This is a genomic window from Tsukamurella sp. USMM236 (genome assembly GCF_037148755.1).
In the GTDB taxonomy this organism is placed as follows: Bacteria; Actinomycetota; Actinomycetes; order Mycobacteriales; family Mycobacteriaceae; genus Tsukamurella.
In genome coordinates, this window is record NZ_JBBCSS010000003.1 from 205,787 (window position 1) to 230,825 (window position 25,039).

A 25,039-nucleotide genomic window follows, 5' to 3' on the forward strand; every position below is an offset into this window, starting at 1 on the left:
GGGCTTGACGCACCCGGCGTCCGTATACGTTCACCGTCGCCCTCATTGCACATCCGATTCAACGCTGCAGGTCCCCGCTGCATACCAGTTTCCCCCTGCTATGACGGCTACGCAGGCGTGGGCGTGGTATCCGGCCCACCGTCGTCGTGGTCGTCGCCGGTGCCCTGAGCGCGCTTGTCGTAGGTCCCGAAGTCGTCCGACGGGGCGCCGCCGATCGGCTTCGGCTTCTGCAGTCCGTAGAACGGTGACTCCTCCACCGGAGGGAACGGCACCAACGCCAAGATCTCCGCACTGCTCGGGTTGTCCACTCCACGAACCACCGCCAGGTGCAGCGCCTCCAACGTTGTGTTGTCCGTCGTCGACCACAACGCGAAGATGCCGTCGTGCTCGCGTTGGTCCTCGTCGTCCCCGCTGGCGCTGCGCTTCGCGGGCTTGGGGATCTGGCCAGGTCCGGCGAACAGATTCATCTGCTCCGGCCGCAGCCCGCCGTTCGCGATCTTCTGCTCGACCTCCGGCGGCAGCACGACCTCCCGGTCGACCGCCGCCTGCAGATGCCTGGACAGGAACTTCCGGAGCCGAAACTCCGTACCCAGATTCACAAACACGGCGCCACCGCCCTGACCCCGGATGCACCGCAGATTGACTCCGGGCCTGTCGTTTCGTTCGTTCTTCCAGATATCGCGCATCGTGTGCCGCACCGCCGAGCAGAACGCATCGCCGGACACCTCCGCCGGATCCGCATGCCGCGGCGACCACATCGCCCCGACCTCGGTGATCGCCACCGGCAGATCGAGACGCACGGTCGCCAACGCGGGACGATGCTGCTCGACGAACGCCTCGAGCGTCTTCTGAAGCTCCCCATGGAGTGCCATAGCGAAATAATTGCACGGAAACCCTCCACTCGCAAGAGGCTCGCCCACCATCGCGTTTCACGGTAGATCCGACCACTGACATGTATCTAATCCTACATGTAGCGGAAGATAAAAACTAGCGCTGACTGGGATGAATCTCCGTGTCCGGCAGAGTAATTACTGATAACGAGGTCAGGTGGTGTTCGCGGTGCACCGCTGGCCCTCGGGGCGGCGCGGGCTGCGCAGCATCGGCGTCGTCGACCGGGGCGATGACGGCTACGTCCGGGTGCTGCCCGCGTGGGACCGCGAGCGCGGTTTCACGGCGGAGGCGGAGCGCGTGCAGGTTCTGCTCGCCGAGCGGGGTGTCCCGTGACCGCCGTGATCGTCCTGCTCGCCGCGGCGGCGCTGGCCTGGCCGGGCGGTCCCGCCGCCGCGCGGCTCCGGGCGCAGTACGCGCCCGCGTCGTCGCCGGTCGCGGTGCGCTGGGGGTGGCTGGCGGTCGCGGTGCCGCTCGGCGCGCTGCTCATCGGCCCCGGTCAGGCGCTGGCGGCGGTGCTCGCCGCGGGCACCGTCCGCGATCTCCGGGCGCGGAACCGCGCCGCGCGGGAGCGGATGTCCCGGCTCTCGGCGATCCTCGCCGGCGTGGAGGCGATGGTCGCCGAGCTGTCCGTCGGCGCCCACCCCGCGGCCGCCTGCACCACCGCGGGCCGCGACGCCGACGACCCGCACGTCCGGGCCGTCTTCGCGGAGATGGCCGGGCGGGCGGAGCTCGGCGGCGACGTGGCCGTGGGCCTCCGGGCGCACGCCGGCGAGAGCGCGGCGTGGTCCCGGATCGCCGCGGCCTGGGAGACGGGCACGCGGCACGGGATAGGCATGGGCGAGCTCCTCGCCTCCGTCCGGGAGGACCTGCGGGCGCGCGAGCGGTACGAGCGGCGGGCGCACTCGTCGCTGGCCGGGGCGCGCGCCACCGCGCAGGTGCTCGCCGCCCTTCCAGTGCTCGGCGTGGCGATGGGCCAGCTGATCGGCGCCGACCCGCTCGGCACGCTGCTCGGCACCGGCGCGGGCGGCGTCCTGCTGGTGGTCGGGACGTGCCTGACGTGCGCCGGGCTGCTCTGGTCCCGCGCCATCGCCGACGGTGCCGCCGGCACCGGATCGGGAGAGCGGTCGTGAGCGGGCACGGACCGCTCGCCGCCGCGCTGGCGTTGCTGGCGGCGGCGCTGCTCGTACTGCCGGTGGCGGCGCGCTCGGCGGTGGCGGCCACCGTCTCCGGGGAGACGGCGCGGTCGCGCGGGATGCGACTGCCGCGGCGGGCCGCGGTGCCGGACCCGTTCGAGGCCGCCGCGGCCTACGACCTGTTCGCCGTCTGTCTGCGCGCGGGTATGCCGACGGCCGACGCGGCCCGCGCCGTCGTCGCGGGCGCGCCGCCCGCGCTCGCGGAGGTGCTGACGCGCGCGGCGGAACTGCTGGCCCTGGGCTCGGACGCCGAGACCGCGTGGCGGACGGAGTCGGCGGACCCGCAGGTCGTCGGGCTCACCCGCATGCTCCGACGGTCCGCCCGCGCGGGTTCCTCGCCGGCCGCCGGGCTGGCGGACCTCGCGCGCACCGAACGGGCGCAGGCCGAGGACCGCGCGGTCGCGGCGGGCGAGCGGGCCGGCGTCGCGGTCGCGGGGCCGCTCGGACTGTGCTTCCTGCCGGCGTTCGTGTGCTTGGGCATCGTGCCGGTGGTGATGGGACTCGCGGGCAAGGTGCTCGGGGAGGGGCTGCTGTAGCGGTCCGACGGAAGGGGGATGGAATGTGGATTCGATTGCGATGCAGGATGACCGAGCTGATGCTGGAGGACGACGGCATGTCGACCGTGGAGTACGCGATCGGCACCATTGCGGCTGCGGCCTTCGGCGCGGTGCTCTACGGAGTCGTTACCGGCGACAACATCGTCAGCGGGCTGACGGACATCATCGGCAAGGCGCTGGGCACCTCGACCGGCTAGCCGGGGAGGCGGGCGCGGTCACCGTCGAGGCGGCGTTCGCCGTCGCCAGCCTGATCACCGTGTTGGTGCTGAGCGTGGGCGCGGTCGTGGGCGTCACCGCCCATGTGCGGTGTGTGGACGCCGCGCGCGAAGCGGCCCGGCTCAGCGCCCGGGGCGACGACGCCCGCGCTTCCCGCGCGGTCGAGTCGGTCGGCCCGCCGGGCGCGACGTCGACGGTGAGCCGGAGCGACGACACGGTGACGGTGCAGGTCCGGGCCCCGGTGGCGCTGTTGCCGGGACTGACCGTCTCCGCCACGGCGGTCGCCGCCGTGGAACCGGGGGCGGCACCGTGACGGCGGGGCCGCGCGCCGCTCCGACGAGGGCCCCGCGTGGCGGGCGGGAGGACGGCGTGGCGACGGTGCTCGCCGCCGTGATGGTCGCCGCGATCGTCGTGGTGGCGGTCATGGTGGTCGACGTGGGCGCCGCCGTATCCGCCCGCCACCGCGCGCAGGCCGCGGCCGACCTGGCGGCGCTCGCCGGCGCCGCGAGCGCGATCGACGCGGAGGAGGCGTGCGCGGCGGCGGACCGTCTGGCCCGGGCGAACGCGGGATCGCTCCGGGCGTGCGGCGTGGACGGATTCGAGGTGACGGTGCGCGTGAGTGTCCCGGTCTCCCTGTCGGTCTTCGGATCCGACGAGGCCACCGCGGTCGCCCGAGCGGGCCCGGCGTGAGCGCTCTCAGCCGGCGAGGTAGCCCCACTCCGGCGCCAGCGCGGCCCACGGCCCGATCGCGGCGATCCGCCCGTCGACCAACACCACCACCCGGTCGGCCTGGGCCAACGCGGCCCGCTTGGACGTCGCCCCGATCACGGTGGCGCGGCGCTCGCGCAGCGCCTGCCACAGCTCGATCTCGGTCGTGGCGTCCAGCGCGCTGGACACGTCGTCGGCGAGCAGCAGCTCGGCGTCGGTGGCCAGCGCCCGCGCGAGCGCGAGCCGCTGGACCTGGCCGCCGGAGAGTCGCACGCCCCGGTGTCCGACCAGCGCGTCCCGTCCGCCCGCCGCGGCGACGTCCGATCCGAGTCGGGCGTCGGCGACGGGGCCGTCGAAGGCGCGCTCGTGGCCGAGCCGGACGTTGTCGGCGAAGGTCCCGGACAGCACCCGGGGCACCTGGGCGATGTGCGCCACCTGTCCCGGCCGCAGGAACACCTCGGCGTCGGCCACCGGCCGACCGTTCCACAGGATCTCGCCGCGGTGCGAGACCAGGCCGGCCAGCGCCGCCAGCAGGCTCGACTTGCCGGATCCGACCTGGCCCACGAGCAGCACCAGCTCGCCGGCCGAGACGCGCAGGTCGACGTGCTCGACGCCGATCGTCCCGTCGTCGTGGACGGCGGCGACGTCGCGCAGTTCCAGCTCGGCCAGCGGAACCCGGGGCACCTCAGGGGGCTCCGGTGCGGCGCCGGCGACCAGGTCGACGCCCGGCGGCACGGTCATCAGATCCACGCCGCCGGCGAAGCGGCTCGTCTCGGCCTGCCAGGCGCGGGTGCCGGGGGCATCGGTCACGACGCTGCCGGCGACCCGGCCGAACCAGCCGAAGCCGCTGACCGCGTTGGCGACCAGCAGCGTCGTCGCCAGCTCCCAGGCCCCGCCCGCGTACGCCGCCCACGCGGCCACCACCCCGGCGCTGACCATCACGACCGGCACGCCCTCCAGGGCGGCCTGCACGCGATGCTCGGTCACGGCGGCCTGGACGCGGCCGGTGTCGACCCGGCGCAGGTGGGCCAGGACCGCGGGGGTGGTGGCGGAGAGCTTGACGGTGCGCGCCGACTCCAGTGCGGACACCAGGGCGCGGCCGAATCGCGCTCGGGCCCTGGACGCCGCCGCCGCGGACCGGCCGGCGATCGGGCGGCCGATGCTGGAGGCGACGGCGGAGGCGAGCAGAACGACGAGCAGGATGCCGCCCGCCGCCCAGGTCCCGCCGAGGACCGAGGTCGCCGCGGCGATCAGGATGCCGTTGACGAAGTCCACCCAGCGATCGGCGTACCGCGCGTAGCGGTCCGCGTCCATGGTTCGGGCGACGACTTCCCCCGGCGGGGTGCGGGGGAGGCGATGCGGTTGGGTCTGGCCGTGCAGGACCGCCATCCGGACCCGCAGCATGACCTCGATCCACCACCGCGGGTAGAGCCGGAAGGCTTCGGAGATCGCCAGCGGTGCGACGATCATCGACAGCACCACCCCCACCGTCAGCCACGTCGGCCGTTCGCCCCGGCTGATCGCCTCCACGGTCTGGCCCCAGAGAAGTCCGGTCACCGCGCCCTGCGCGCCGGTCAGCGCCGCCACGAGGAACAGGACCGCGCCGACGACACCCCAGAGCGGCCGGACCAGCAGCACGTGGACGATCCCCCGGGTCAACGACGGGCCGTTGCCGACCTCCCGGAGCGGGGGCGGCGGTCCCATCCGCCGGCGACCCCCGACGGTGGCCTCCGGCGGCGCCGCCGGAGCCGCGGAGGACGCTCCCTCGGCCGGCGCGTCGGTCCTGCTGGCGGCGAGCAGCGCGGCGAACGGCCCGGGCACCTCGGCGAGCGCCGCCCGAGATCCCTGTTGCACGATCCGACCCCGGTCGAGCACGGCCACGAGCGGCGCCCGCTCGATGGTGGTGAGCCGGTGCGCGATCAGGATTCCGGTGCGGCCCACCAGCAACCGGTCCGATGCGGCGATCACGAGCTGCTCGGTGAGCGGGTCCATCCGCGCGGTGGCCTCGTCCAGGATCACCACATCGACGTCGCGGACCATGAGCCGACAGAACGCGACCAACTGCTCCTCACCCGCCGACAGCGTCGTTCCGCCCGGCCCGAGCGGACTGTCCACCCCGTCGGGCAGGCCGTCGACCCAGGTCTGCAGGCCGAGCCGGCGGATGGTGGCGTCGATCTGCTCGTGGGTGATCGACGGGTCGAACAGGGCGATGTTGTCGGCCAGCGACCCGATCAGGATCTCGGTCCGCTGGGTGACGACGCCGACCCGGGACCGCAGTCGGTGCAGGTCGATCCGATCGATGTCCATCCCGTTGAGGAAGACGGTTCCCGCCGGGGGATCGACGGCGCGCGACAGGAGCGCCGCCAGCGTCGACTTGCCGGACCCGGTCCGCCCGACCAGGGCGACGGTCCGCCCCGCGGGGATCGTGAGGTCGATCCCGCTCAGCGCGAATGTGCCTTCGGCGTAACTGAAGTCGAGGTCGCGGATCTCGATGCTCACGCCCGGATCGCCGTCGGGGGTGGGGATGTCCGCGCCGCCCTCGGGCTCCGGCGCGGAGGCGAGCATCTGCCGGATCCGGATGACCGCACCCATCCCTGCCTGCAGATCGGGCAGCTGCTCGGCCAGCTGGGCCACCTGACCGACGAACATCGAGGTCACCAGGAACAGGGTGACCAGCCGGGCGACCGACATCGAGCCGTCGACCGCCAGCGCGATTCCGGCGACCGCGATCCCGGCGAGCAGGCCATGCAGCAACAGTCCGGCGCGGCGCGCCAGCCGCGTTTCGACGCGGACGACGTCGTAGAACCGGGCGTGGATGACGGCCGAGAGCCGTGCCAGCCGGGCGATCGAATGCGACTGGCCCAGGCTGGTGCGCAGGTCGTCGCGGCCGGCGATGCCCTCCTCCAGGGCGGCCGCCTGGTCCGTCCACGCGATCTCCTCGATCACCTTGCGGCGCGCGATCTCGCCGAGCAGTCGCCGGATGGCGAACCAGGTGAGGGCCGCGAGGATCGGGAACAGGAGGAACGCCGGCCACCACGAGACGCCGGCGATGATCCAGATCGGCAGGCACGACGCGACCGTGCGGAACAGTGACCACAACTGCCAGCGCGCCAGGTTGCCGATCTCGTGGGTGTCGTCGTCGACCCGGTCGAGGATCTCGCCCACCGCCTGCTCGGTGAGCACCGACAGGGGCTGACGCATCGCCGACTGCAGGACGTCGTCGCGCAGTGCGCCCTCGGCGCGGTCGACCACTCCGACCCAGGCGATCTTGCCGACCGATTCGATCACCGCCGCCCCCAGCAGGCACACCGCCAGCGCGACGATCAGGTGGCCCGCAGGGTTCTCCGCCAGCCGCCCGGCGAACACCGTGCCCGCGGCGGAGCCGAGCGCGGCCACCCAGACGGCGACGATCGCGCCGACCGCCACGGGGCTGCGAAGCCGCCGCCAGGTCACCTGGCGTTCGGGGCTGATCGGCGGGATCGGCGGCGTCGCGGTCGGCGCGGCGGAAAGGGTCGAACTGGACATCGTAGGTCCACGGTAGAGCGCGCCGTCCGCCGCTGTCGCGTCCTTTTCCGGCCCGCCGAACCGGCGCCGTGCGCTGCGAAGCAATGCGCCGGCAAAGTCGTGAATCCCGTGCGCTCAGCCCTCGATCAGGGCGTCGGCGTAGTGGCGTGCCGAGACGCGGTACCGGGAGAGACGGTTCGCGAGGGCGTGGATCGTGGCGGCGAGCGCTTCCCGGTCGCGTCCCAGGTCCGCGAGCATCAGGGCGCGGAAGACGACGACGGCGTCGTCGAGCCCGTCCCCGCGATCGGTGTCGAGCGCGGCGAGCAGCCGCAGGCCGTCGTCCGGTTCGCCGAGGTTGCGGAGCGAGCTCGCGAGCTGGATCGTGGCCTGACGCGCGCGGTGGTCGTCGAGTCCCGCCTCCAGCGCCGCGCGGTAGCCGGCCACGGCGAGGTCCGGTCGATCGAGCGCGTCGTGCGCGCCCGCCACCTCGAACCGGCGGACGCCTTCGGGAACTTCGGGGGCGGCGACGGCGCGCTCCATCCGGGCGAGGAACGCGGCCGGCTCGTCGGTGTCCAGGTATCCCCAGATCGCCTCGATGTCGTCCTCCCACGCCATCCGATCAGTCGTCACCCCGCCACCGTAGTTCCCGATCGCCGGCGACGTGCTGCGCGCCGCCGATGACCGGCGCACACTGGGGCGATGGCGTACGACGAGGGGCTGGCGGACAGGATCCGGGACGCGATCGCCGGGCAACCCGGTGTGGTGGAGAAGCGCATGTTCGGCGGGCTGGCGTTCCTCGTCGACGGGCACATGGCGATCGCCGCGAACAGCAAGGGCGAGGCCATGGTGCACCTGGACCCGGACGTTGCGGACGAACTGCTCGGGCCGCACGTCACGCGCACCGTCATGCGGGGGCGCGAGATGCGCGGCTGGCTCGACCTCGACGCGGAGGCGACCGCCTCGGATACCGAACTCGCGGAGTGGGTGCGGCGCACCGTCGACTACGCGCGGTCCCTGCCGTCCAGGTGACTCAGCCCGCGGCCACGGCGGCGAGCACCAGGTCGAGCACGTGGACGGCGCCCTCCTTATCGAGCGGGTCGTTCCCGTTGCCGCACTTGGGGGACTGCACGCACGACGGGCAGCCCGACGGGCACTCGCACGCCGCGACCGCGTCCCGCGTCGCCACGAGCCAGGTCGCCAGGGACTCGTAGCCGCGCTCGGCGAAGCCGGCCCCACCGGGGTAACCGTCGTAGACGAAGATCGACGGCAGGCCGGTGTCGTCGTGCAGGGCCGTCGAGAGACCGCCGATGTCCCAGCGGTCGCACGACGCGACGAGCGGCAGCAGGCCGATCGCCGCGTGCTCGGCGGCGTGCAGCGCCCCCGGCCAGCGTTCCGGGACCAGGCCCGCCGATTCGAGCACCTCCGGGGTCAGCGTGATCAGGGCGGCGCGGGTGGCCAGCGTGGTCTCCGGCAGGTCCAGCTCGACGGCGTCCATCACCTCGCCGCTGCGCAGCGTCCGCAGGTAGCCGACCACGCGGCTGGTCACCTCGACGGAGACGAACCGCGCGGTGACGTCGCCCAGCACCTCGGTCTCGTGCACCGCGGTGACGTGCACGTCGAGGTCCTCGCGCGCCGACGTGGTCCACTCCGGCTCCTCCGCGTGCACGAGCGCCAGCCCGTCGTCGAGGTCCAGCTCGTCCACCACGTACGACTCGCCCTGGTGCACGTGCACCGCTCCCTGGTGCACCGTCGAGAGCGCGCGCGTGAAGTCGACGGTCCCGAGCAGCCGCCCGGTCGCCTCCTCGACGATGAGGATCTCGCTGCCCGCGCCGCCCCGGATGTTCACGCCCGCATGCGGATCGATCCCCGCCGCGAGGAAGTAGCCCGCGGGCCGCTCGCGCAGCAGCCCGTCGGCCACCAACCGGCCCACCACGTCGACGGCGCCGAGCGTGCCGACCTCCGCACGGCTCAGCGGGATCTCGCTCGCCGCGCACAGCAGCTGCGGGCCGAGTACGTACGGATTCCACGGGTCGGTGATCGTCGCCTCCACCGGCCGCCCGAGCAGCGACTCGGGATGGTGGACCAGGTAGGTGTCCAGCGGATCGTCGCGGGCGATCAGCAGGATCAGCGAGCCCTGCCCGCGCCGCCCGCTACGCCCCGCCTGCTGCCAGAACGAGGCGACGGTGCCGGGGAACCCGGCCATGAGCACCGCGTCCAGGCCGGCGATGTCCACGCCCAGCTCCAACGCGTTCGTCGTGGCCACGCCGAGCAGCGCCCCGTCGTTGAGGCCCTGCTCCAGCCGGCGACGGTCGTCCGCGAGGTAGCCCGCCCGGTAGGCGGCGATCCGCTCCGCCAGCTCGGGCGTCGCCTCGGCGAGCATCCGCCGGGCCGAGAGCGCGACGGTCTCCGCGGACCGTCGGGACCGGACGAAGGCGAGCGTGCGCGCCCCCTCGACCACCAGGTCGGACAGCATCCTCGCCGCCTCCGTGGTGGCGGGGCGCCGCACGGGCGCCCCGTTCTCGCCCTCCAGGTCGGGCAGCAGCGGCGGCTCCCACAGGGCGACGGTCCGCGGCCCGTGCGGGGACGAATCCTCGGTGACGGCAACGCAGTCCGCGCCGATGAGCCGCGACGCGGCGCCCGCGGGATCAGAGGTGGTCGCGGACGCGCAGATGACGGTGGGGGTGCTGCCGTACTTCGCCGCCACCCGTAGCAGGCGCCGCAGCACCAGGGCGGTGTGCGAGCCGAAGACGCCGCGGTAGTGATGGCACTCGTCGACCACCACGTACCGCAGGCCGCGGAGGAAGCGGGCCCACTTCGCGTGCCGCGGAAGCAATCCCACGTGCAGCATGTCCGGGTTGGTGAACACCCACCGGCTGTCGGAGCGCGCCCAGCGGCGCATCTCCTGCGAGGTGTCGCCGTCGTACATGGCGGGCGAGGCGTCGTTCGGGCCGTAGTCGGTGGTCAGGCGCACCGCGGCCCGGTGCTGATCGGTGCCGAGCGCCTTCGTCGGCGACAGGTACAGCACCGTCGCGCGGGGGTCCTCCGCGAGGGCGGCGAGCACCGGCAGCTGGTAGGCGAGGGACTTGCCCGAGGCGGTCCCCGTCGAGATCACGACGTGCCGGCCCGCGTGCGCGTGCTCCGCGGCCGCCGCCTGGTGGCGCCACGGCTCCCGGACGCCCTCGTCGACGAGCCCCTCCCGCACCCGCGGCGGGACCCAGGTCGGCCAGGGGGCGAATTCCGCTCGGCGTGACGGGATGTCCGCCACGTGGGTCAGGCTCTCGGCGCCGGACCCCGAACCGGCCATGACCCGGTCCAGCAGCTCCCTGCCGAAGGTGTTGTGCTCCACCGTGATAGCCCCCGCATCGACCCGGCGTCCGTCGGGCCGCACGGGCCGCGGACGCGCCGATCGTCCAGTCTAACCGCGCCGAGAACGGACCGTCGTCCGGTGGGACGGCGGGTGAACGGAAGGCGAAATCGCGCCGCCCGCTGTTGCTCGATGGGAAATCGTGATTGACTGTATGCGGTCGCAGCTCCCGCCGGGGGTCCGAAGGGACCATCGGGGGATCGATGTTGCGGGCGTGGTACTGAAGGTTTTTGTGTGCGGTCTCCGCAAACGGCTCCAGAAAGTATGGCGGCCGGAACCGGCCAGGAGTCGCGCCCCACAGGGGGAACGGTTCCTACACCGGTAGGTAGACAAGTTAGGAAACATCTCAATGGCACAGGGAACTGTGAAGTGGTTCAACGCGGAGAAGGGCTTCGGCTTCATCGCACCGGCCGACGGCTCGGATGACGTGTTCGTCCACTACTCGGAGATCCAGGGCAACGGCTTCCGTACCCTCGAGGAGAACCAGCTCGTGGAGTTCGAGGTCGGCCAGGGCACCAAGGGCCCGCAGGCCACCGGCGTCCGCGCTCTCTAAGAAACCTCGCACCACGCGATAAGAGTTTCTCGCAGCACCCCTCCGCCTTCTCGGCGGAGGGGTGCTGTGCATTTCCCGGCCCGTTCGCCGTGTCGACGGCGCCGCCGCACCACGGCCCTCTAGGCTCATCACGTGTCCCAACTGTCACTCTTCTCCGCCGAGCAGACCGAGCCGTCGCCCCGCGACCTCGCCGGCCTGCTCGCCTCGACGGGGCAGATCGTGCAGGTGGGTGGGAGTGCGCGGGTCTCGGTGGTCGTCGCCGATCCGTGGCGCGCCGAGGCGATCGCCGTGATGATCGAGGAGGCCGGCCTGCGGCCGCAGCTCGACACCTCCGAGGAGGGGAATCCGCTGGTCCGGACCCTCGCGGCGCCGGAACTGCAGCCGATGGCCGTCGCCTGGACGCGCGGCGCGGCCAAGACGGCACCGTCGACCTGGGTCCCCGGCCCGCGCGCGCTGCGGGCCTGGGCGCTCGCGGGCGGCGACGTGGACGGCGTGCACTACCTGCTCGCGCTCGACCAGCACGCGCCTGAGAGTGCCCCCGTGCTGGCGACGGCCCTCATGCGGGCGGGCGTCGCGCCCACCCTGGTGGGCACGAGGGGGACGAAACCGGCGCTGCGGGTGTCCGGGCACCGTCGGCTGCTGCGACTGCGGGAGAGCATCGGCGACCCGCCCGCGCACGCCGACGCGGCCGCCCACTGGCCGCAGCCCTGACGCCCGGATCGGACCCGTCCAGCGGAATCCATGAGGCGTGCAGCGGCCCCTGTATATAAGGTGGGGCCCGAGGTGCGGCAGAATGGGCACCGGAGTGGCCGCCTACGTCGCAAGTGACGCGAGGGGTCGAGGTGGTGACGCAGGTGCCACCGGAACAGATCAGGAGGGTCCATGGCGGCACGAGGGAAGGCAGCAGCTGGAGACGGCCTGCATCGTCTGGTGATCGTGGAGTCCCCCGCCAAGGGCAAGAAGATCGGCGACTTCCTCGGCCCGGATTACACGGTCCGCGCGTCGATGGGCCACATCCGCGACCTCCCCAGCCGCGACAACCCGCTGCCCGAGGCCGACCAGGGCAAGCCCTGGGCCCGCCTCGGCGTCGACGTGGACCACGACTTCGAGGCCCACTACGTCACCTCCGCCAGCAAGCGCTCCACCGTCTCCGAGCTGAAGTCCCTGCTCAAGCAGGCCGACGAGCTCTACCTCGCGACGGATGGTGACCGCGAGGGCGAGGCCATCGCGTGGCACCTGCAGGAGGTGCTCAAGCCCAAGGTCCCGGTCAAGCGGATGGTCTTCCACGAGATCACCCAGCAGGCCATCCAGGCCGCCGCGGAGGAGCCGCGCGAGCTCGACATGAACCTCGTCGACGCGCAGGAGACCCGCCGCATCCTCGACCGCCTCTACGGCTACGAGGTCAGCCCCGTGCTGTGGCGCAAGGTCAACCAGGGCCTGTCCGCCGGCCGCGTGCAGTCCGTCGCGACCCGCATCATCGTCGACCGGGAGCGCGAGCGCATCGCCTTCCGCACCGCCGGGTACTGGGACATCGCCGCGCAGCTCGACGCCGGCGCCGAGGCCACCCCGCGCACCTTCGGCGCGCGCCTCGTGACCGTCGACGGCGACCGCGTCGCCACCGGCCGCGACTTCGACGCGCAGGGGCAGCTCAAGAAGCCCACCGGGATCACCGTGCTCGACGGTGCCCGGGCGAACGCCCTGGTCGCCGGCCTGCAGGGTGCGAACCTGACGGTGACCTCCGTCGAGGAGAAGCCCTACACCCGCAAGCCCTACGCGCCGTTCATGACCTCGACGCTGCAGCAGGAGGCGAGCCGCAAGCTGCGGTTCAACACCGACCGCACCATGCAGATCGCGCAGCGCCTTTATGAGGGCGGCTACATCACCTACATGCGTACCGACTCGACCACGCTGTCGGAGACCGCGATCGCCGCGGCCCGCGAGCAGGCCGGGCAGCTGTACGGCCCCGAGTTCGTGCACCCGACCCCGCGGCAGTACACCCGCAAGGTCAAGAACGCGCAGGAGGCGCACGAGGCGATCCGCCCCGCGGGCGAGACCTTCCAGACGCCGGGCGTGCTGGCGTCGGTGCTGAACTCGGACGAGTTCCGGCTCTACGAGCTGATCTGGCAGCGGACCGTCGCCTCGCAGATGGCCGACGTCAAGGGCACCACCCTGAGCCTGCGCATCGGCGGCGCGGCCTCGACGGGCGAGAGCGTCGAGTTCGCCGCCTCGGGCCGCACCATCACCTTCCCCGGCTTCCTCTCCGCGTACGTCGAGACCGTCGACGACCAGGCCGGCGGCGAGGCCGACGACGCCGAGTCGCGGCTCCCGCAGCTGGTGAAGGGCCAGGCCATCACGGCCGCCGAGCTGGCCGCCGCCGACCACGTCACCAGCCCGCCCGCGCGCTACACCGAGGCCTCGCTGGTCAAGACCCTCGAAGAGCTGGGCATCGGCCGACCGTCGACCTACGCCTCGATCATCAAGACCATCCAGGACCGCGGCTACGTCGTGAAGAAGGGCAACGCCCTCGTCCCGCAGTGGGTGGCGTTCGCCGTGATCGGGCTGCTCGAGGGTCACTTCGGCGGCCTCGTCGACTACAACTTCACCGCGTCGATGGAGGACGATCTCGACGAGATCGCCGGCGGCCGCGAGGGCCGGGTCGACTGGCTCACCCGGTTCTACTTCGGCGACGGCGGGCCCGAGGGCGACGGTGCCGCGGTCGCCGGTGCCGACGGTCCCGGCCCGGACAGCCCCGGCCTGAAGAACCTCGTCGCCGCGAACCTCGACGCGATCGACGCCCGCGCGGTCAACTCGATCCCCCTCTACACCGACACGGACGGCAACGTCGTCTACGTGCGCGTGGGCCGCTACGGCCCGTACCTGGAGCGCACCGTCACCGGCGAGAAGGGCGAGCCGGAGGTCCAGCGCGCCAACATCCTGGCGTCGATGACCCCCGACGAGCTGACCGAGGAGGTCGCGGAGAAGCTGTTCGCGACCCCGCAGGACGGCCGCCCGCTGGGCATCGACCCGGCGACGGGCCACGAGATCGTCGCCAAGGAGGGCCGCTTCGGCCCGTACGTCACCGAGATCCTGCCGGAGCCCGAGAAGGACCCCGAGGCGGAGGACCTGGACGCCGAGGCCGCGAAGCCCAAGACTCGCAAGAAGAAGGCCGACGCGCCGAAGCCGCGCACCGGCTCGCTGCTCAAGACCATGGACATCGAGACCGTGACCCTCGAGGACGCGCTGCGGCTGCTGTCGCTGCCCCGCGTCGTGGGCGTCGATCCCGAGTCCAAGGAGGAGATCACCGCCCAGAACGGCCGCTACGGGCCGTACCTGAAGAAGGGCACCGACTCCCGCTCGCTGGCCACCGAGGACCAGATGTTCACGGTGACCCTCGAGGAGGCGCTCAAGCTGTACGCGGAGCCCAAGCGACGGGGCCGCGGCGCCGCCGCCGCGCCGCCGCTGCGCGAGCTGGGCAACGACCCCGTCTCCGGCACCGCGATGGTGATCAAGGACGGCCGGTTCGGCCCGTACGTCACCGACGGCGAGACCAACGCCTCGCTCCGCAAGGGCGACGAGGTCGCGACCATCACCGACGAGCGCGCCTCCGAGCTGCTCGCGGACCGTCGCGCCCGGGGGCCGGTGAAGAAGAAGGCCACCAAGAAGGCGGCGGCCAAGAAGGCACCCGCGAAGAAGGCGCCCGCCAAGAAGGCCGCGGCGAAGAAGACGGCGGCCAAGAAGACCACCGCGAAGAAGACGGTCGCCAAGAAGACCGCGCCCGCGAAGAAGGCGCCCGCCGCGGCGCCCGCGGACGAGACCGTCTGATCAGTCGTCGACGGGGCGCGCCAGCCGCGTGAGCTGGCCGCGCCCGCGGAGCTCGATGGCCTCGCCGAGCACCCACAGGGCCTGCTCGGCGGGCGTCGCCGCCTCGACGGCGCGGCCGGCCGCGAGTAGCGACGAGGGCTCCGACTTCGCGATCTCGGTGATCCGCGCCGCCTCGTTCACCGGGTCGCCGATCACGGTGTACTCGAAGCGCGCCTTCGCGCCGATGTGCCCGGCGACCACCTGACCGGCGGAGACGCCGATGCCGAAGCCGGTGCCGCCGAGCACGTCGCTGAGCTGGATCCGCATCTCGCGGGCCGCGGCCAGCGCGGCGCCCGCGGCGTCCGGGTGGGGCAGCGGGGCGCCGAAGATGGCCAGCGCCGCGTCGCCCTGGAACTTGTTGACGAAGCCGCCGTGCAGGTCGACGAGGTCGACGACCACCTTGAAGAAGTCGTTGAGCAGGTCCACGACGGCGGCGGGCTCCTCGGTGACCGCGATCTTCGTCGAGCCCACGAGGTCGACGAACAGCACGCTGACCTCGTTGATCTCGCCGCCCAGGTGCGTGCCGTGCTCAAGGGCCTGCCGCGCGACGTCCTGACCGACGTACCGGCCGAACATGTCGCGCATCCGCTGCCGCTCGGCGAGGTCGTGCACCATGTCGTTGAAGCCGGCCTGCAGCAGCCCCAGTTCGCTGGAGTCGTAGATCTTCACGGAGGCGGCGAAGTCGCCGTCGCGGACCTTGCGCTGCGCCTGGAAGAGGTCGCGGATCGGGTCGCCGATGGACTTCGCGGCCCGGACCGTGCCGAGCAGGCCCGCGCCGAGTGCGACCACGGACAGCAGCAGCACCGGGTTGACCAGCGTCGGGGCGTCGGGATCGATGATGCCCGACTCCTGCGAGACGACGACCATGATGATGCCGACGATCGGCGTGGCCGTGCCGAGCACCCAGCTGAGCAGGATGCGGGTGGTCACCGAGAGGCCCGCGGAGCCCTGCGGCTCCTGCGCCAGCGCCGCGACCGTGATGGGCCGCAGCACCCGCTCGGTCTGCATGTAGCTGAGCGCGCACGTCGTGGTGGCACCCAGCAGCACCGTCAGCGCCACGACGATCCGGATGCCGCCCGGCGAGTTGTAGTTGATGACCACGAAGATGCCGCCGCCGATGAGCCAGAAGATCGCCTGCATGAGGGCCATGCGCAGCGGAATGGCGAGGGCCCGGCGGGAGATCTCGGGGTCGTACGGGGCGCTGCGCCGGTGCCAGCGCAGCACCGGGAGCACCAGCTTGAGCCCGATCAGCATGCCGAGCACGCTCGCGACCACCAGGTAGGTGATGAACACCAGCAGGTTGACGCCGCTGATCTCCTGGAGCTGCACGGACTGCTGCACGGGCAACGCGAACCGGAGGAAACCGAAGACGAAGACCGCGCCCAGGATGTTCGACCGCAGGATGTCCAGCGCGAAGATCGGCCAGGGGGTCTTGGCGAGCCACCGCGCCAGTCGCATAGCGCGACTGAGTCTGCTCTTCGGTGCTGCCACCGCTCCAACTTAGCGTGCGCTCGGCGTCGGACGGGAGGGCTAGGGTGTGGGGGTGAGCTCAGTGTTCGATCGCCTGGTGGGGCAGGAAGCGGTGGTGGTGGGCCTGCGGGCCGCCGCCGAGGCCGCACGGGAGGTCGTCGCGAGCGGGGGCACCGTCGCCGATCTGGCGGGATCGTCCATGACGCACGCCTGGCTGTTCACGGGCCCGCCCGGCTCGGGGCGGTCCGTCGCCGCCCGCGCGCTCGCCGCCGCCCTGCAGTGCGACGATCCCGAGGAGCCCGGCTGCGGGCGCTGCCGGGCCTGTACGACGGTGCTCGCCGGCACCCACGCCGACGTGCGCGGCATCGCCCCCGACGGGCTCTCCATCGCCGTCAAGCAGATGCGCGAGGTGGTGGCCGACGCGTCGCGGCGGCCGTCCGTCGGGCACTGGCAGATCGTGCTCATCGAGGACGCCGACCGGCTCACCGAGCAGGCGGGCAATGCGCTGCTGAAGATGGTCGAGGAGCCGCCCGCGCAGACGATCGTGCTGCTGTGCGCGCCGACCGTCGACCCCGAGGACATCTCGGTCACGCTGAAGTCCCGGTGCCGGCACGTGCCGCTCGTCACACCGTCGGCGCCTGCGATCGCGGCCGTGCTGGAGCGGGACGGCATCGACGGCGAGCGCGCGGCCTGGGCCGCGGGCGTGTCGGGCGGGCACGTCGGGCGGGCCAAGCGCCTCGCCACGGACCCGGAGGCGCAGAAGCAGCGCAAGCAGGCGCTGAGCCTGGCGCGGGCGGCCACGTCCGAGGGCGTCTACGGCGTCGTCGAACAGCTGCTGCGCGACGCGGAGAGCACCGCCAAGGAGCTCAACGCCGACCTCAACGAGCGGGAGACCGAGGACCTCAAGACGGCGCTCGGCGCCGGCGGCGTGGGCCGCGGCACCGCGGGCGTGATGCGCGGGTCGGCCGGGCAGCTCAAGGACCTCGAGAAGCGGCAGAAGGCCCGCGGCACCCGCGCGGTGCGCGACGCGCTCGACCGCGCGCTCATCGACCTCGCCGCGCTCTTCCGTGACGCGCTGGTGCAGGGCTCGGGCGCGCAGGTCACGCTCATGCACCCCGACGAGGCCGAGCAGACCCGCCGGCTCGCCGGCTACGCGCGGCCCGAGGGGCTGCTGCGCTGCGTCGAGTCGGTGCTTCAGTGCCGCGAGGCGATCGACCTCAACGTCAAGCCCGTCGTCGCACTGGACGCGATGGCCGCGGGCGTCTCGTCGGCGCTCCGGGAGAACCGCCGCTAGTCGCCCTTGAGCTGCACCTGCTCGAGGGTCGTCGACCACTGGCCGTTGTCGACCTTGACCAGCCCGGTGATCCACACCAGCACGTACCTCGACGACGGTGCGTCGCTCGCGGTGAACTCCGTGTCGCCGTTCGACAGGGTCCCGCTCCACACCCGCTGCGTGTCGTCGATCGAGCTCGGCGACGCGGAATCCGCGATCCGGATCTCCACCGTCGAGCCGGAGCTCGGCGACGTGATGGTGCCGGAGGTGATCCGCGTGGCCTTGTCGAGGGTGATCAGCAGGCCCGTGCCCTTCTTGAGGCCGCCGAAGCCGGGGCCGGAGAAGTAGTAGTCCGTGCGCCACGAGGGCTTGTCGCCGGTGAGCACGTTCGCGGCGCTGGAGGATTTCTCCGCGCCGGCCTGGAAGTACACCTGCTTGACCGAGGAGGCGGTCACCGTCGAACCTCCCCCGGACCCGCCCAGGTCGCCGATGGACGGCTTGACCAGGTAGAAGACGCCCGCGGCGAGGGCGATGATCACGACGGCGGCGAGCGCGGCGACGGCGCGGCCCCAGCTGCGGGGCGGCGCGGGCGGGGGCGCGACGGGCGCCTCCTGCCGGGCGGATGCGGGCAGCTGCTCGGCGCGGGTGGGCGCCGGCTGGGCCGCGGTGTGCGGGCCGGGGTACTCGCCGGTCGGGACGTACTGCCCCGTCGGCGGCCCCGGGTAGGGCGCGGTGCCGGGCCCGGCGTGGGCGCCCGTGTGCTCGCCCGTGTACGCGGGCTGTTGGGCGGTGCCGGCCGGGATCGACTGTGGTGCGGTGCCCGACGGCATCGATGACGGTGCCTCCCCGCGCAGCCCGGCGACGAACTCGGCGCACGTGGCGTACCGGTCCTCGGGGCGCTTGGCGAGGGCCTTGCGGAAGACGGCGTCCAGGTGGCCCGGCAGCGACGGTTTGCGTGCCGTGATCTTCGGCGCGGGCTGGTTCAGGTGCGCCGCGATGACGGCGGCGGGGGAATCGCCGGGGAAGGGCGGCTCGCCCGTGAGAAGTTCGAAGACGGTGCAGCCGAGCGAGTAGAGGTCGGCCCGGTTGTCGAGGATCTTGTTGTCGAAGGCCTCGGGCGACATGTACGCCATGGTCCCGACGGTGATCCCGGTCGACGTGACGCCCACCGCGTCGCCCGCGGCCTTGGCGATGCCGAAGTCCGCGAGCTTGACCTGCGGCGCACCGTCGGAGTCGAAGGCGACGAGGATGTTGGCGGGCTTGACGTCGCGGTGGGTGATGTTCGCGCGACGGTAGGCGTAATCGAGCGCGGCGCCGGCACCGTCGGCGATGTCGATCGCGAGCGACAGCGGCATCGGGCCCCGCTCGGCGACCATCCGCGCGGTGTCCGGCCCGGCGACGTACTCCATCGTGATCCACAGCCGACCGTCGACCTCGCCGCGGTCGTAGAGGTGGATGATGTTGCGGTGGTTGAGCTGCGCCAGCACGTAGGCCTCGCGGTCGAACCGCGCCTTGTACTGCGGGTTGCTGCTGACGGAGGTGTGCAGCAGCTTCAGCGCGTCCTGCCGGGGCAGGCGCGGGTGCTGGACCAGGTAGACCTCGCCCATTCCGCCGCCGCCGAGCTTGCGGACCACCCGGTAGCCCGCGATCTGCTGCTCGTTCATCCGCTCCCTCAAAACGCGACCGCCCGTCGGCCGCACCGAGTCAACGGTAGCGGTAGACGGGCGGCAGCGGCGATCGTTGCAGGTCAGACGGTGACCTTGGCGTGCTTGCTGGAGCTCAGGCGCAGGCCGGACTCCTCGCCGAGGGACAGCTCGCTGTTCAGGCGCTTGGCGTCCTCGAAGTAGCTCATGGACATGCGCCAGTCGTCGGCCTCGCCCTGGCGGGGGAGCTCCTTGAGCGCGCGCTGGACGTAGCCGGCTTCGAAGTCGAGGGCGGGGCGGGTCGCCATGTCGGGATCGGCGACGGCGACCGCGGTGTCCAGGCCCTTCGCGTCCATCGTCGAGATGAGCTGGGTGATGTACTTCCACAGCATCCCGACCTTGAGCGTCCACGACGAGTTCGTGTAGCCGATGGCGAGTGCCGCGTTCGGGACGCCGGAGAGCATGGCGCCGCGGTGGATGACGGCGTTCGGCACGTCGACGTCGCGGCCGTCGACCGACAGGGTCACCCCGCCGAGCAGCTTCAGCTTGAGGCCGGTCGCGGTCACGATGATGTCGGCGTCGAGGTGCTCGCCGCTCGCCAGCTCGATGCCGGTCTCGTCGAAGGTCGCGATCTTGTCGGTCGCGACGTCCGCCTTGCCGGACCGGATGGCCTTGAACAGGTCGCCGTCGGGCACGGCGCACAGGCGCTGGTCCCACGGGTTGTACGGCGGGTTGAAGTGCACGTCCACCGGGTAGCCCTTGGGGAGGCGCTTGGCGTTCTCGTTGCGGATGATCTTGCGGGCGAGGTCCGGGAAGCGCTGCGCGAAGACGTACACGCCGCGCTGCTGCCAGATGAACCGCTTGCGGCTCAGGTCGTGACCGATCTTGTGGCCGAAGACCTTGTGCAGGGTGTTCGTGATCGGGTCCTGCTTGGGCACCGGCATGATGTACGTCGGCGTGCGCTGCAGCATGGTGACGTGCCCGGCAGGCTTCTCGCTGGTCAGCAGCGACGGGACCAGGGTCACCGCGGTCGCGCCGGAGCCGATGACGACGACCTTCTTGCCGCTGTAATCCAGGTCCTCGGGCCAGAACTGCGGGTGGATGATCTGTCCGGCGAAGGTCTCGCGGCCGGCGAACTCGGGCGTGAAGCCCTGCTCGTAGTCGTAGTAGCCGCTGCCGAAGAGGACCCAGTTCGCGGTGAGCGCGATGCGCTCGCCGGCGTGGTCGACCTGGACGGTCCAGCGGCCGTCCTCGCTCGACCAATCGGCGGAGACCACCTTGTGGTCGTAGCGGACCTTGTCGAGGAGGTCGTTCTCCTCCATGGTCTCGTGCAGGTAGTCGAGGATCTTGTGCGCGTCGGCGATCGAGTCCTTCGACTCCCACGGCTTGAACTCGTAGCCGAAGGTGTGCAGGTCCGAGTCCGAGCGGATCCCGGGGTACTTGAACAGGTCCCAGGTGCCGCCGAAGGTCGCGCGTCCCTCGAGGATCGCGAAGGACTTCCCGGGCAGCTCGGTGGTGATGTAGTGGCCGGCGCCGATGCCGGAGATGCCGGCGCCGATCACGATGATGTCGAGGTGCTCGGGCGTGGTGCTCGTCATGCTGTCTCTCCTGGTCTCCGACGGATCGGCTGGGCTCAGTGATAGAACCGATGACTTACTCTCTCGCTCGACGGCCCGTCGCGGCCAGCGCAGAGTGCACCCGGTTGCCTCCCGGTCTGGTGCAGATCGTCACGCGGGGCCGTCGGGCCCGAGCCAGCGCAGCACGTCCAGGGCCACCGCCACCCCCGTGGGGTTGTCGGCCAGGGGGCGGGGCAGCAACTCGTCGGCCCTGGTCAGGCGGCGGATCACGGTGTTGCGGTGGGTGTACAGGCGCTCCGCCGTCCGCGAGGTGTTGAACTGCTCGTCGACGTACGCGGCGACGGTCTCCCGGGTCTCCTGATCGGCGTCCATCAGCTCGCCGAGAGTGTCGCGGACGAACTCGTCGGCCTTGCCCGTGTCGCTGGTGACCAGGGAGATCAGCGCGATGTCCTCGTACCGCGCGACGCGCCGTCGGGTGCGCAGCCGCGCCATCAGGCGCTGCGTCGTGCCGGCGTCGAGGTGACTGCGCCGGAAGCCGTCCAGGTCCTCGCCCGGCCGCCCGATCGCGACCCGGACCTCGGGGTGGTCGGCCAGTTCTCGGGCGAGGTCGCCGGAATCGAGGTCGACGGTGCCCGGCAGCCACAGCCACAGTGCCGAGGCGCTCGCGACCACGGTCAGCGGCCGCGGGGTGCCCGCGCGGCGGGCCAGGGCGTGGGCTGCCGCGTCGAGGTCGCCGACGGTGCCGGTGGTCCAGATGACGGCCGCGGTGTGCGGTCCGGTGAGCCGGTAGCCGAGCTGCTGCTCGGCGCGGGGCCGGGTGATGGGGGCGCCCTCGAGAATCAGCGAGACCGCGGCCAGACGGTCCGCGTTGGTCCCGGTGGTCAGCTGCTCGCGTTCGCCGGCCATCCGGATCGTGATGGCGTCGATGGTGTCGTCGACGTACGTCGACATCGACGCCCACGTCACCGCGAGGAGTTCCCGCAGCTCGGCGGGGTCGTCGGTGAGTTCGAAGCAGACGTTCATCCACAGCGTCCAGGCGGTGTTGAGGCCCTTGCGGTAGGTGTCGATCCCGTGCAGGTCGAGGCCCCGTCGGACCAGGTCACGAGCGACGGCGAGGGCGTCGGCGGAGTCGATGTTCGGCGGCACCCGTCGGCCGGGCTGGGCCAGGTTGTGCGCCGCCCAGTGCAGCATGACGGCGGTGTCGGAGTTGCGGACCAGCTCGGCGAGGGTCGGGTCGGAGGCGATCGGCGAGAGGATGACGCCGGTCAGCGTCGCGTCCTGCAGCGCGGTCACCCACTCCTCGGGCGCGTTGCTCGCGACCTCCGCGGCGCGGCGGATCAGTTCCTTCACCCGGTCCGAGGGCTCGGGCCAGCTCTGTTCCGTCGGCGCACCCATGGGAGGAACCCTACTGACCCGCCGCCCGAACTAGGGTGTGCGCGTGGCGCGAATGCGGGTGGTCGGCTGGGCGGAGGACCACCAGGTCCCGCTCTACCTGGCCGGCCTCGGCTTCGGGGCCGCGCTCGGGCTCTGCGTCCCGACGGTGGCGGGCCCCGCCGAGGCCGTCATCAACCCGGTGCTCGCGCTGCTGCTCTACGCGACCTTCCTCGGTATCCCGTTCGCGCGGATGGGGGAGGCGCTGGGGGATGTGCGGTTTCTCGGCACGGTGCTGGCGGTGAACTTCGTGGCGGTCCCGGTCGTGGTCTTCGCCCTGTCGCGGATCGTCGCGTACGACCGGGTGCTGCTCGTCGGGGTGCTGTTCGTGCTGCTCACGCCGTGCGTCGACTACGTGATCGTGTTCAGCGGCCTCGCGGGCGGCGCCAAGGACCGATTGCTCGCCGCCGCGCCGCTGCTCATGCTCGTGCAGATGGTGCTGCTGCCGCTGTACCTGTGGCTGTTCGTCGGCGCGGACGTGGTGCGGACCGTCGAGTACGGGCCGTTCGGGGAGGCCTTCGTGTGGGTGATCGTGGTGCCGCTGTTGCTCGCGGGTGCGACGCAGTGGGCGGCGGCCCGGACCCGATGGGGCGCTGAGCTCGCAGCGGGGGTGGCCGGCGCGATGGTGCCGATCATGGTGCTGACGCTGGCCGTCGTGGTGGCCTCGCAGATCGCGGGCGTGCGCGACCAGCTCTCGTTGCTGTTGCTCACGGTCCCGGTGTACGTACTGTTCGCGTCGGTGATGACGCCCGTCGGCGCGGCGGCGGGCCGACTCGCCGGGCTCGACGTGCCGAGCCGCCGCAGCGTGGTCTTCAGCGGTGTCACGCGGAACTCGCTGGTGATCCTGCCGCTGGTCCTCGCCCTCCCCGCTGAGTACGCCCTGGCGCCGCTGGTGGTGGTCACGCAGACCCTCGTCGAGCTGGTGGTGATGGTCCTCTTCGTCCGCCTGATCCCGCGGTTGATCCGCTAGCCGAGATTCATCGATCGCTATCCTGACATGATGGATGCGGATTCCGGTCAGGTCGTTGCTCGGCGGGCGACGCCCCTCGGCGTCGTCGGCGCGGTTCTGGCAGTCCTCGTCGTGGTCGAGGTGCTGGCCTGGCTGTGGGGTCAGACCGTCGGCACTGACCTGCTGTGGCAGGCGTTTTCTCTATTGGTCGGCGGCGTGCTCGTTGTGGTGTGGCTCATCTACCTCGCGACCTGGGCGGCCCGCCGCAAGCGGTTCGCCTGGCACCTGCTGATCATCCCGGCGATCGGCCTGCTCGGGATCGCCGCCGCGTTCACCGGTCTGCCGCACAAGGCGCGGTGGGCCTACGACGAACCCCGGCTCACCGCAGCAGCGCAAACAGTGCTGGCCGATCCGCGGACGGAGTTCTACGACCACGGCGACCGCCGGATCGGCACGCAGGAGGTGTACAACACCGCCAAGGTCGACGGAGTGGTCACCTTCTCCATCTTCGGCGGGGGTTTCAGCATCACGACGCTCGAGTACCGTCCCGACGGGAGTTCCCCGGATCGCTGCGGTACGAACCGCTGCCGACATCTGTCCGACGACTGGTGGCGCGTTCTGGTCGACTAGAGGCGGCCGGTCACCTTCGCGCGACGCGGACGGGCAGCGACGAGAGTCCGCGCACGTTGAGTGAATGCACCCGCTCGATGTTCTCGAAGTCCACGTCGTAGCTCCGCACCGTCGATACCACCTCGCCCAGCGCGATGTCCGCCTCCAGCTTCGCCAGGTGCGAGCCGAGGCAGAAGTGGCTGCCGAAGCCGAAACTCAGTGAGGCGGAGGTATCGCGTCCGATCCGGTAGGCGGCGGCATCGTCGAACACCTCCCCGTCGCGATTCGCCGACGCCACCAGGAGCAGCACCCGATCTCCCTGGGGGATCACGGTTCCCGCGAACTCCACGTCGACGGCCGCGCGCCGCAACAGCATCTGCGTCGACGTGTCGTAGCGCAGGGTCTCCGCGGACCAATCCGGCACGGCCGACGGTGCGCCGAAGGGCTTCGCGCCCTCGTCGGGATGTCGTGCACCCCAGTACATGGCGTTGCCCAGCAGCTTCGTCGTGGTCTCGTTCCCGGCGACGATCATCAGGATGAGGATCCCGACGATCTCCGCGTCGGTGATCGATTCCCTTGCGCCGCTGTCGTTCTCGACCTGGGCGGCGATGAGCGCGGAGATCAGGTCGTCGGCCGGCCGCGCGCGACGCGCGGCCACCAGGTCGACGTAGTACTGGTACAGCCCGAAGAACGCCTCGGCCGCCGGCTGGGGCACGTCGAAAACCCCGTCCTCGCGGTGGATCAGGACGTCGCCGAGGCGGCGCAGCTCGTCGCGGTCGGCGATCGGGACGCCCATCATCTCGGAGATCACCTCCATCGGGACGAGCGCGGCGAAGTCGGCGACGAAGTCGAACTCGGTCCGGTCCAGGCACGCCGCCCAGTGCTCGCGCACCCGCTGCTCGATCCACGGCCGCAGCGCGGCGACGCGCTTCGGGGTGAAGGCCTTGGCGACGAGCCGGCGGATCCGCAGGTGCCGCGGGTCGTCCATCGCGAGGAAGCTCATCGCGTACTCCGCGTCGGGGGTGTACGCCGCCGGCTCCAGCGTGACGCCCCACGCGCTGGAGAGGCGCTCGGTGTCGCGGAAGGCGGCGCGGACGTCGTCGTACCGCGACAGCGCCCAGAAGTCGCGCTCGGCGTTGTAGTACACGGGCTGCTCCGCGCGCAGCCGCTCGAAGACCGGGTACGGGTCGTCGTGGAAGGCGTAGGAGTACGGATCGAGAATCAAGCTGGACATGTGTCC

General features: G+C 72.0%; 21 protein-coding genes and 1 pseudogene. 13 read left to right on the top strand and 9 right to left on the bottom strand.

All coding sequences use genetic code 11. The features are described 5' to 3' along the window. Positions 1-107: 107 nt before the first annotated feature. Entirely contained in the window at positions 108-872 is a 765-nt protein-coding gene (locus WFK95_RS12060) for a hypothetical protein (RefSeq protein ID WP_068564984.1), read from the bottom strand. Between the two features lie 178 nt (positions 873-1,050). Here WFK95_RS12060 and WFK95_RS12065 point away from each other — a divergent pair, with 178 nt between their 5' ends. The 6 genes and pseudogenes from WFK95_RS12065 (at position 1,051) to WFK95_RS12090 (ending at position 3,547) form a co-directional block, all read left to right on the top strand. Next, entirely contained in the window at positions 1,051-1,224 is a 174-nt protein-coding gene (locus WFK95_RS12065; protein WP_336670856.1) for a hypothetical protein, read from the top strand. Next, complete coding sequence (locus WFK95_RS12070; RefSeq protein WP_336670857.1) at positions 1,221-2,021, top strand: type II secretion system F family protein; 801 nt, start codon at positions 1,221-1,223, stop codon at positions 2,019-2,021. The genes WFK95_RS12065 and WFK95_RS12070 overlap by 4 nt, the downstream gene beginning before the upstream one ends. Beyond that, positions 2,018-2,620, top strand: coding sequence for a type II secretion system F family protein (locus WFK95_RS12075; protein WP_336670858.1), 603 nt, complete (start codon positions 2,018-2,020; stop codon positions 2,618-2,620). Before WFK95_RS12070 ends, WFK95_RS12075 begins: the two co-directional genes overlap by 4 nt. A gap of 23 nt (positions 2,621-2,643) precedes the next feature. Beyond that, on the top strand, positions 2,644-2,838 hold the full coding sequence (locus WFK95_RS12080) for a DUF4244 domain-containing protein (RefSeq protein ID WP_224648440.1): 195 nt from the start codon (positions 2,644-2,646) through the stop codon (positions 2,836-2,838). Between the two features lie 35 nt (positions 2,839-2,873). Then, a pseudogene (locus WFK95_RS12085) lies at positions 2,874-3,170 on the top strand (TadE family type IV pilus minor pilin); the annotation flags it as partial. 56 nt (positions 3,171-3,226) lie between these two features. Further along, positions 3,227-3,547, top strand: a complete 321-nt coding sequence (locus WFK95_RS12090; RefSeq protein ID WP_224648442.1) for an Rv3654c family TadE-like protein — start codon at positions 3,227-3,229, stop codon at positions 3,545-3,547. Positions 3,548-3,553: 6 nt separating this feature from the next. On the opposite strand, the gene WFK95_RS12095 is transcribed toward WFK95_RS12090, so the two are convergent. After that, entirely contained in the window at positions 3,554-7,090 is a 3,537-nt protein-coding gene (locus tag WFK95_RS12095) for an ATP-binding cassette domain-containing protein (protein ID WP_336670859.1), read from the bottom strand. Between the two features lie 114 nt (positions 7,091-7,204). Next, complete coding sequence (locus WFK95_RS12100) at positions 7,205-7,699, bottom strand: tetratricopeptide repeat protein (protein WP_336670860.1); 495 nt, start codon at positions 7,697-7,699, stop codon at positions 7,205-7,207. A 69-nt stretch (positions 7,700-7,768) separates the two neighbouring features. Here WFK95_RS12100 and WFK95_RS12105 point away from each other — a divergent pair, with 69 nt between their 5' ends. Further along, positions 7,769-8,098, top strand: a complete 330-nt coding sequence (locus WFK95_RS12105; protein ID WP_336670861.1) for a TfoX/Sxy family protein — start codon at positions 7,769-7,771, stop codon at positions 8,096-8,098. Between the two features lies 1 nt (position 8,099). Here WFK95_RS12105 and WFK95_RS12110 read toward each other — a convergent pair whose 3' ends face one another. Next, positions 8,100-10,373, bottom strand: coding sequence for a DEAD/DEAH box helicase (locus tag WFK95_RS12110; RefSeq protein ID WP_336671056.1), 2,274 nt, complete (start codon positions 10,371-10,373; stop codon positions 8,100-8,102). Between the two features lie 409 nt (positions 10,374-10,782). Between WFK95_RS12110 and WFK95_RS12115 the strand changes: the two genes are divergently transcribed. From WFK95_RS12115 to topA, 3 genes are all read left to right on the top strand, one after another. Then, positions 10,783-10,986: a cold-shock protein gene (locus WFK95_RS12115; RefSeq protein ID WP_068523077.1), complete on the top strand. Its 204-nt coding sequence runs from the start codon at positions 10,783-10,785 to the stop codon at positions 10,984-10,986. A 132-nt stretch (positions 10,987-11,118) separates the two neighbouring features. Further along, on the top strand, positions 11,119-11,697 hold the full coding sequence (locus WFK95_RS12120; RefSeq protein WP_336670862.1) for a hypothetical protein: 579 nt from the start codon (positions 11,119-11,121) through the stop codon (positions 11,695-11,697). Positions 11,698-11,868: 171 nt separating this feature from the next. Continuing rightward, on the top strand, positions 11,869-14,808 hold the full coding sequence (topA, locus tag WFK95_RS12125; RefSeq protein ID WP_336670863.1) for a type I DNA topoisomerase: 2,940 nt from the start codon (positions 11,869-11,871) through the stop codon (positions 14,806-14,808). Here topA and WFK95_RS12130 read toward each other — a convergent pair whose 3' ends face one another. Further along, complete coding sequence (locus tag WFK95_RS12130) at positions 14,809-16,305, bottom strand: adenylate/guanylate cyclase domain-containing protein (protein WP_336670864.1); 1,497 nt, start codon at positions 16,303-16,305, stop codon at positions 14,809-14,811. An 85-nt stretch (positions 16,306-16,390) separates the two neighbouring features. On the opposite strand from WFK95_RS12130, the gene WFK95_RS12135 reads away from it, so the two are divergent. Next, positions 16,391-17,611 carry a DNA polymerase III subunit delta' gene (locus WFK95_RS12135; RefSeq protein ID WP_336670865.1) on the top strand — a complete coding sequence of 407 codons (1,221 nt, stop codon included), beginning with the start codon at positions 16,391-16,393 and terminating at the stop codon, positions 17,609-17,611. On the opposite strand, the gene WFK95_RS12140 is transcribed toward WFK95_RS12135, so the two are convergent. The 3 genes from WFK95_RS12140 to WFK95_RS12150 all read right to left on the bottom strand — a co-directional run bounded on the left by WFK95_RS12140 (position 17,608) and on the right by WFK95_RS12150 (position 22,205). After that, a complete protein-coding gene (locus WFK95_RS12140; protein ID WP_336670866.1) occupies positions 17,608-19,254 on the bottom strand; it encodes a serine/threonine-protein kinase in 1,647 nt (548 codons plus the stop codon). The two genes, WFK95_RS12135 and WFK95_RS12140, sit on opposite strands and share 4 nt — an antisense overlap. Positions 19,255-19,337: 83 nt before the next feature. Further along, complete coding sequence (locus WFK95_RS12145; RefSeq protein ID WP_336670867.1) at positions 19,338-20,831, bottom strand: flavin-containing monooxygenase; 1,494 nt, start codon at positions 20,829-20,831, stop codon at positions 19,338-19,340. Positions 20,832-20,960: 129 nt separating this feature from the next. Then, positions 20,961-22,205, bottom strand: coding sequence for a PucR family transcriptional regulator (locus tag WFK95_RS12150; RefSeq protein WP_336670868.1), 1,245 nt, complete (start codon positions 22,203-22,205; stop codon positions 20,961-20,963). A 52-nt stretch (positions 22,206-22,257) separates the two neighbouring features. Here WFK95_RS12150 and WFK95_RS12155 point away from each other — a divergent pair, with 52 nt between their 5' ends. Together WFK95_RS12155 and WFK95_RS12160 are read left to right on the top strand one after the other, a co-directional pair. Continuing rightward, positions 22,258-23,211, top strand: coding sequence for an arsenic resistance protein (locus WFK95_RS12155; RefSeq protein WP_336671057.1), 954 nt, complete (start codon positions 22,258-22,260; stop codon positions 23,209-23,211). 30 nt (positions 23,212-23,241) lie between these two features. Beyond that, a complete protein-coding gene (locus tag WFK95_RS12160; protein WP_224648466.1) occupies positions 23,242-23,820 on the top strand; it encodes a hypothetical protein in 579 nt (192 codons plus the stop codon). Between the two features lie 10 nt (positions 23,821-23,830). Here the strand turns inward: WFK95_RS12160 and WFK95_RS12165 are convergent, their stop codons facing one another. Beyond that, complete coding sequence (locus WFK95_RS12165) at positions 23,831-25,033, bottom strand: cytochrome P450 (RefSeq protein ID WP_336670869.1); 1,203 nt, start codon at positions 25,031-25,033, stop codon at positions 23,831-23,833. Positions 25,034-25,039 lie beyond the last annotated feature (6 nt).

Bases quoted from the DNA above. Each gene is read 5' to 3' on its own strand.
- WFK95_RS12080 (WP_224648440.1), top strand. From the start codon at position 2,644: ATGTGGATTCGATTGCGATGCAGGATGACCGAGCTGATGCTGGAGGAC.
- WFK95_RS12150 (WP_336670868.1), bottom strand. From the start codon at position 22,205: ATGGGTGCGCCGACGGAACAGAGCTGGCCCGAGCCCTCGGACCGGGTG.
- WFK95_RS12130 (WP_336670864.1), bottom strand. From the start codon at position 16,305: ATGCGACTGGCGCGGTGGCTCGCCAAGACCCCCTGGCCGATCTTCGCG.
- WFK95_RS12105 (WP_336670861.1), top strand. From the start codon at position 7,769: ATGGCGTACGACGAGGGGCTGGCGGACAGGATCCGGGACGCGATCGCC.
- WFK95_RS12095 (WP_336670859.1), bottom strand. From the start codon at position 7,090: ATGTCCAGTTCGACCCTTTCCGCCGCGCCGACCGCGACGCCGCCGATC.
- WFK95_RS12165 (WP_336670869.1), bottom strand. From the start codon at position 25,033: ATGTCCAGCTTGATTCTCGATCCGTACTCCTACGCCTTCCACGACGAC.
- WFK95_RS12155 (WP_336671057.1), top strand. From the start codon at position 22,258: ATGCGGGTGGTCGGCTGGGCGGAGGACCACCAGGTCCCGCTCTACCTG.
- topA (WP_336670863.1), top strand. From the start codon at position 11,869: ATGGCGGCACGAGGGAAGGCAGCAGCTGGAGACGGCCTGCATCGTCTG.
- WFK95_RS12140 (WP_336670866.1), bottom strand. From the start codon at position 19,254: ATGAACGAGCAGCAGATCGCGGGCTACCGGGTGGTCCGCAAGCTCGGC.
- WFK95_RS12145 (WP_336670867.1), bottom strand. From the start codon at position 20,831: ATGACGAGCACCACGCCCGAGCACCTCGACATCATCGTGATCGGCGCC.
- WFK95_RS12110 (WP_336671056.1), bottom strand. From the start codon at position 10,373: ATGGCCGGTTCGGGGTCCGGCGCCGAGAGCCTGACCCACGTGGCGGAC.
- WFK95_RS12160 (WP_224648466.1), top strand. From the start codon at position 23,242: ATGGATGCGGATTCCGGTCAGGTCGTTGCTCGGCGGGCGACGCCCCTC.
- WFK95_RS12060 (WP_068564984.1), bottom strand. From the start codon at position 872: ATGGCACTCCATGGGGAGCTTCAGAAGACGCTCGAGGCGTTCGTCGAG.
- WFK95_RS12115 (WP_068523077.1), top strand. From the start codon at position 10,783: ATGGCACAGGGAACTGTGAAGTGGTTCAACGCGGAGAAGGGCTTCGGC.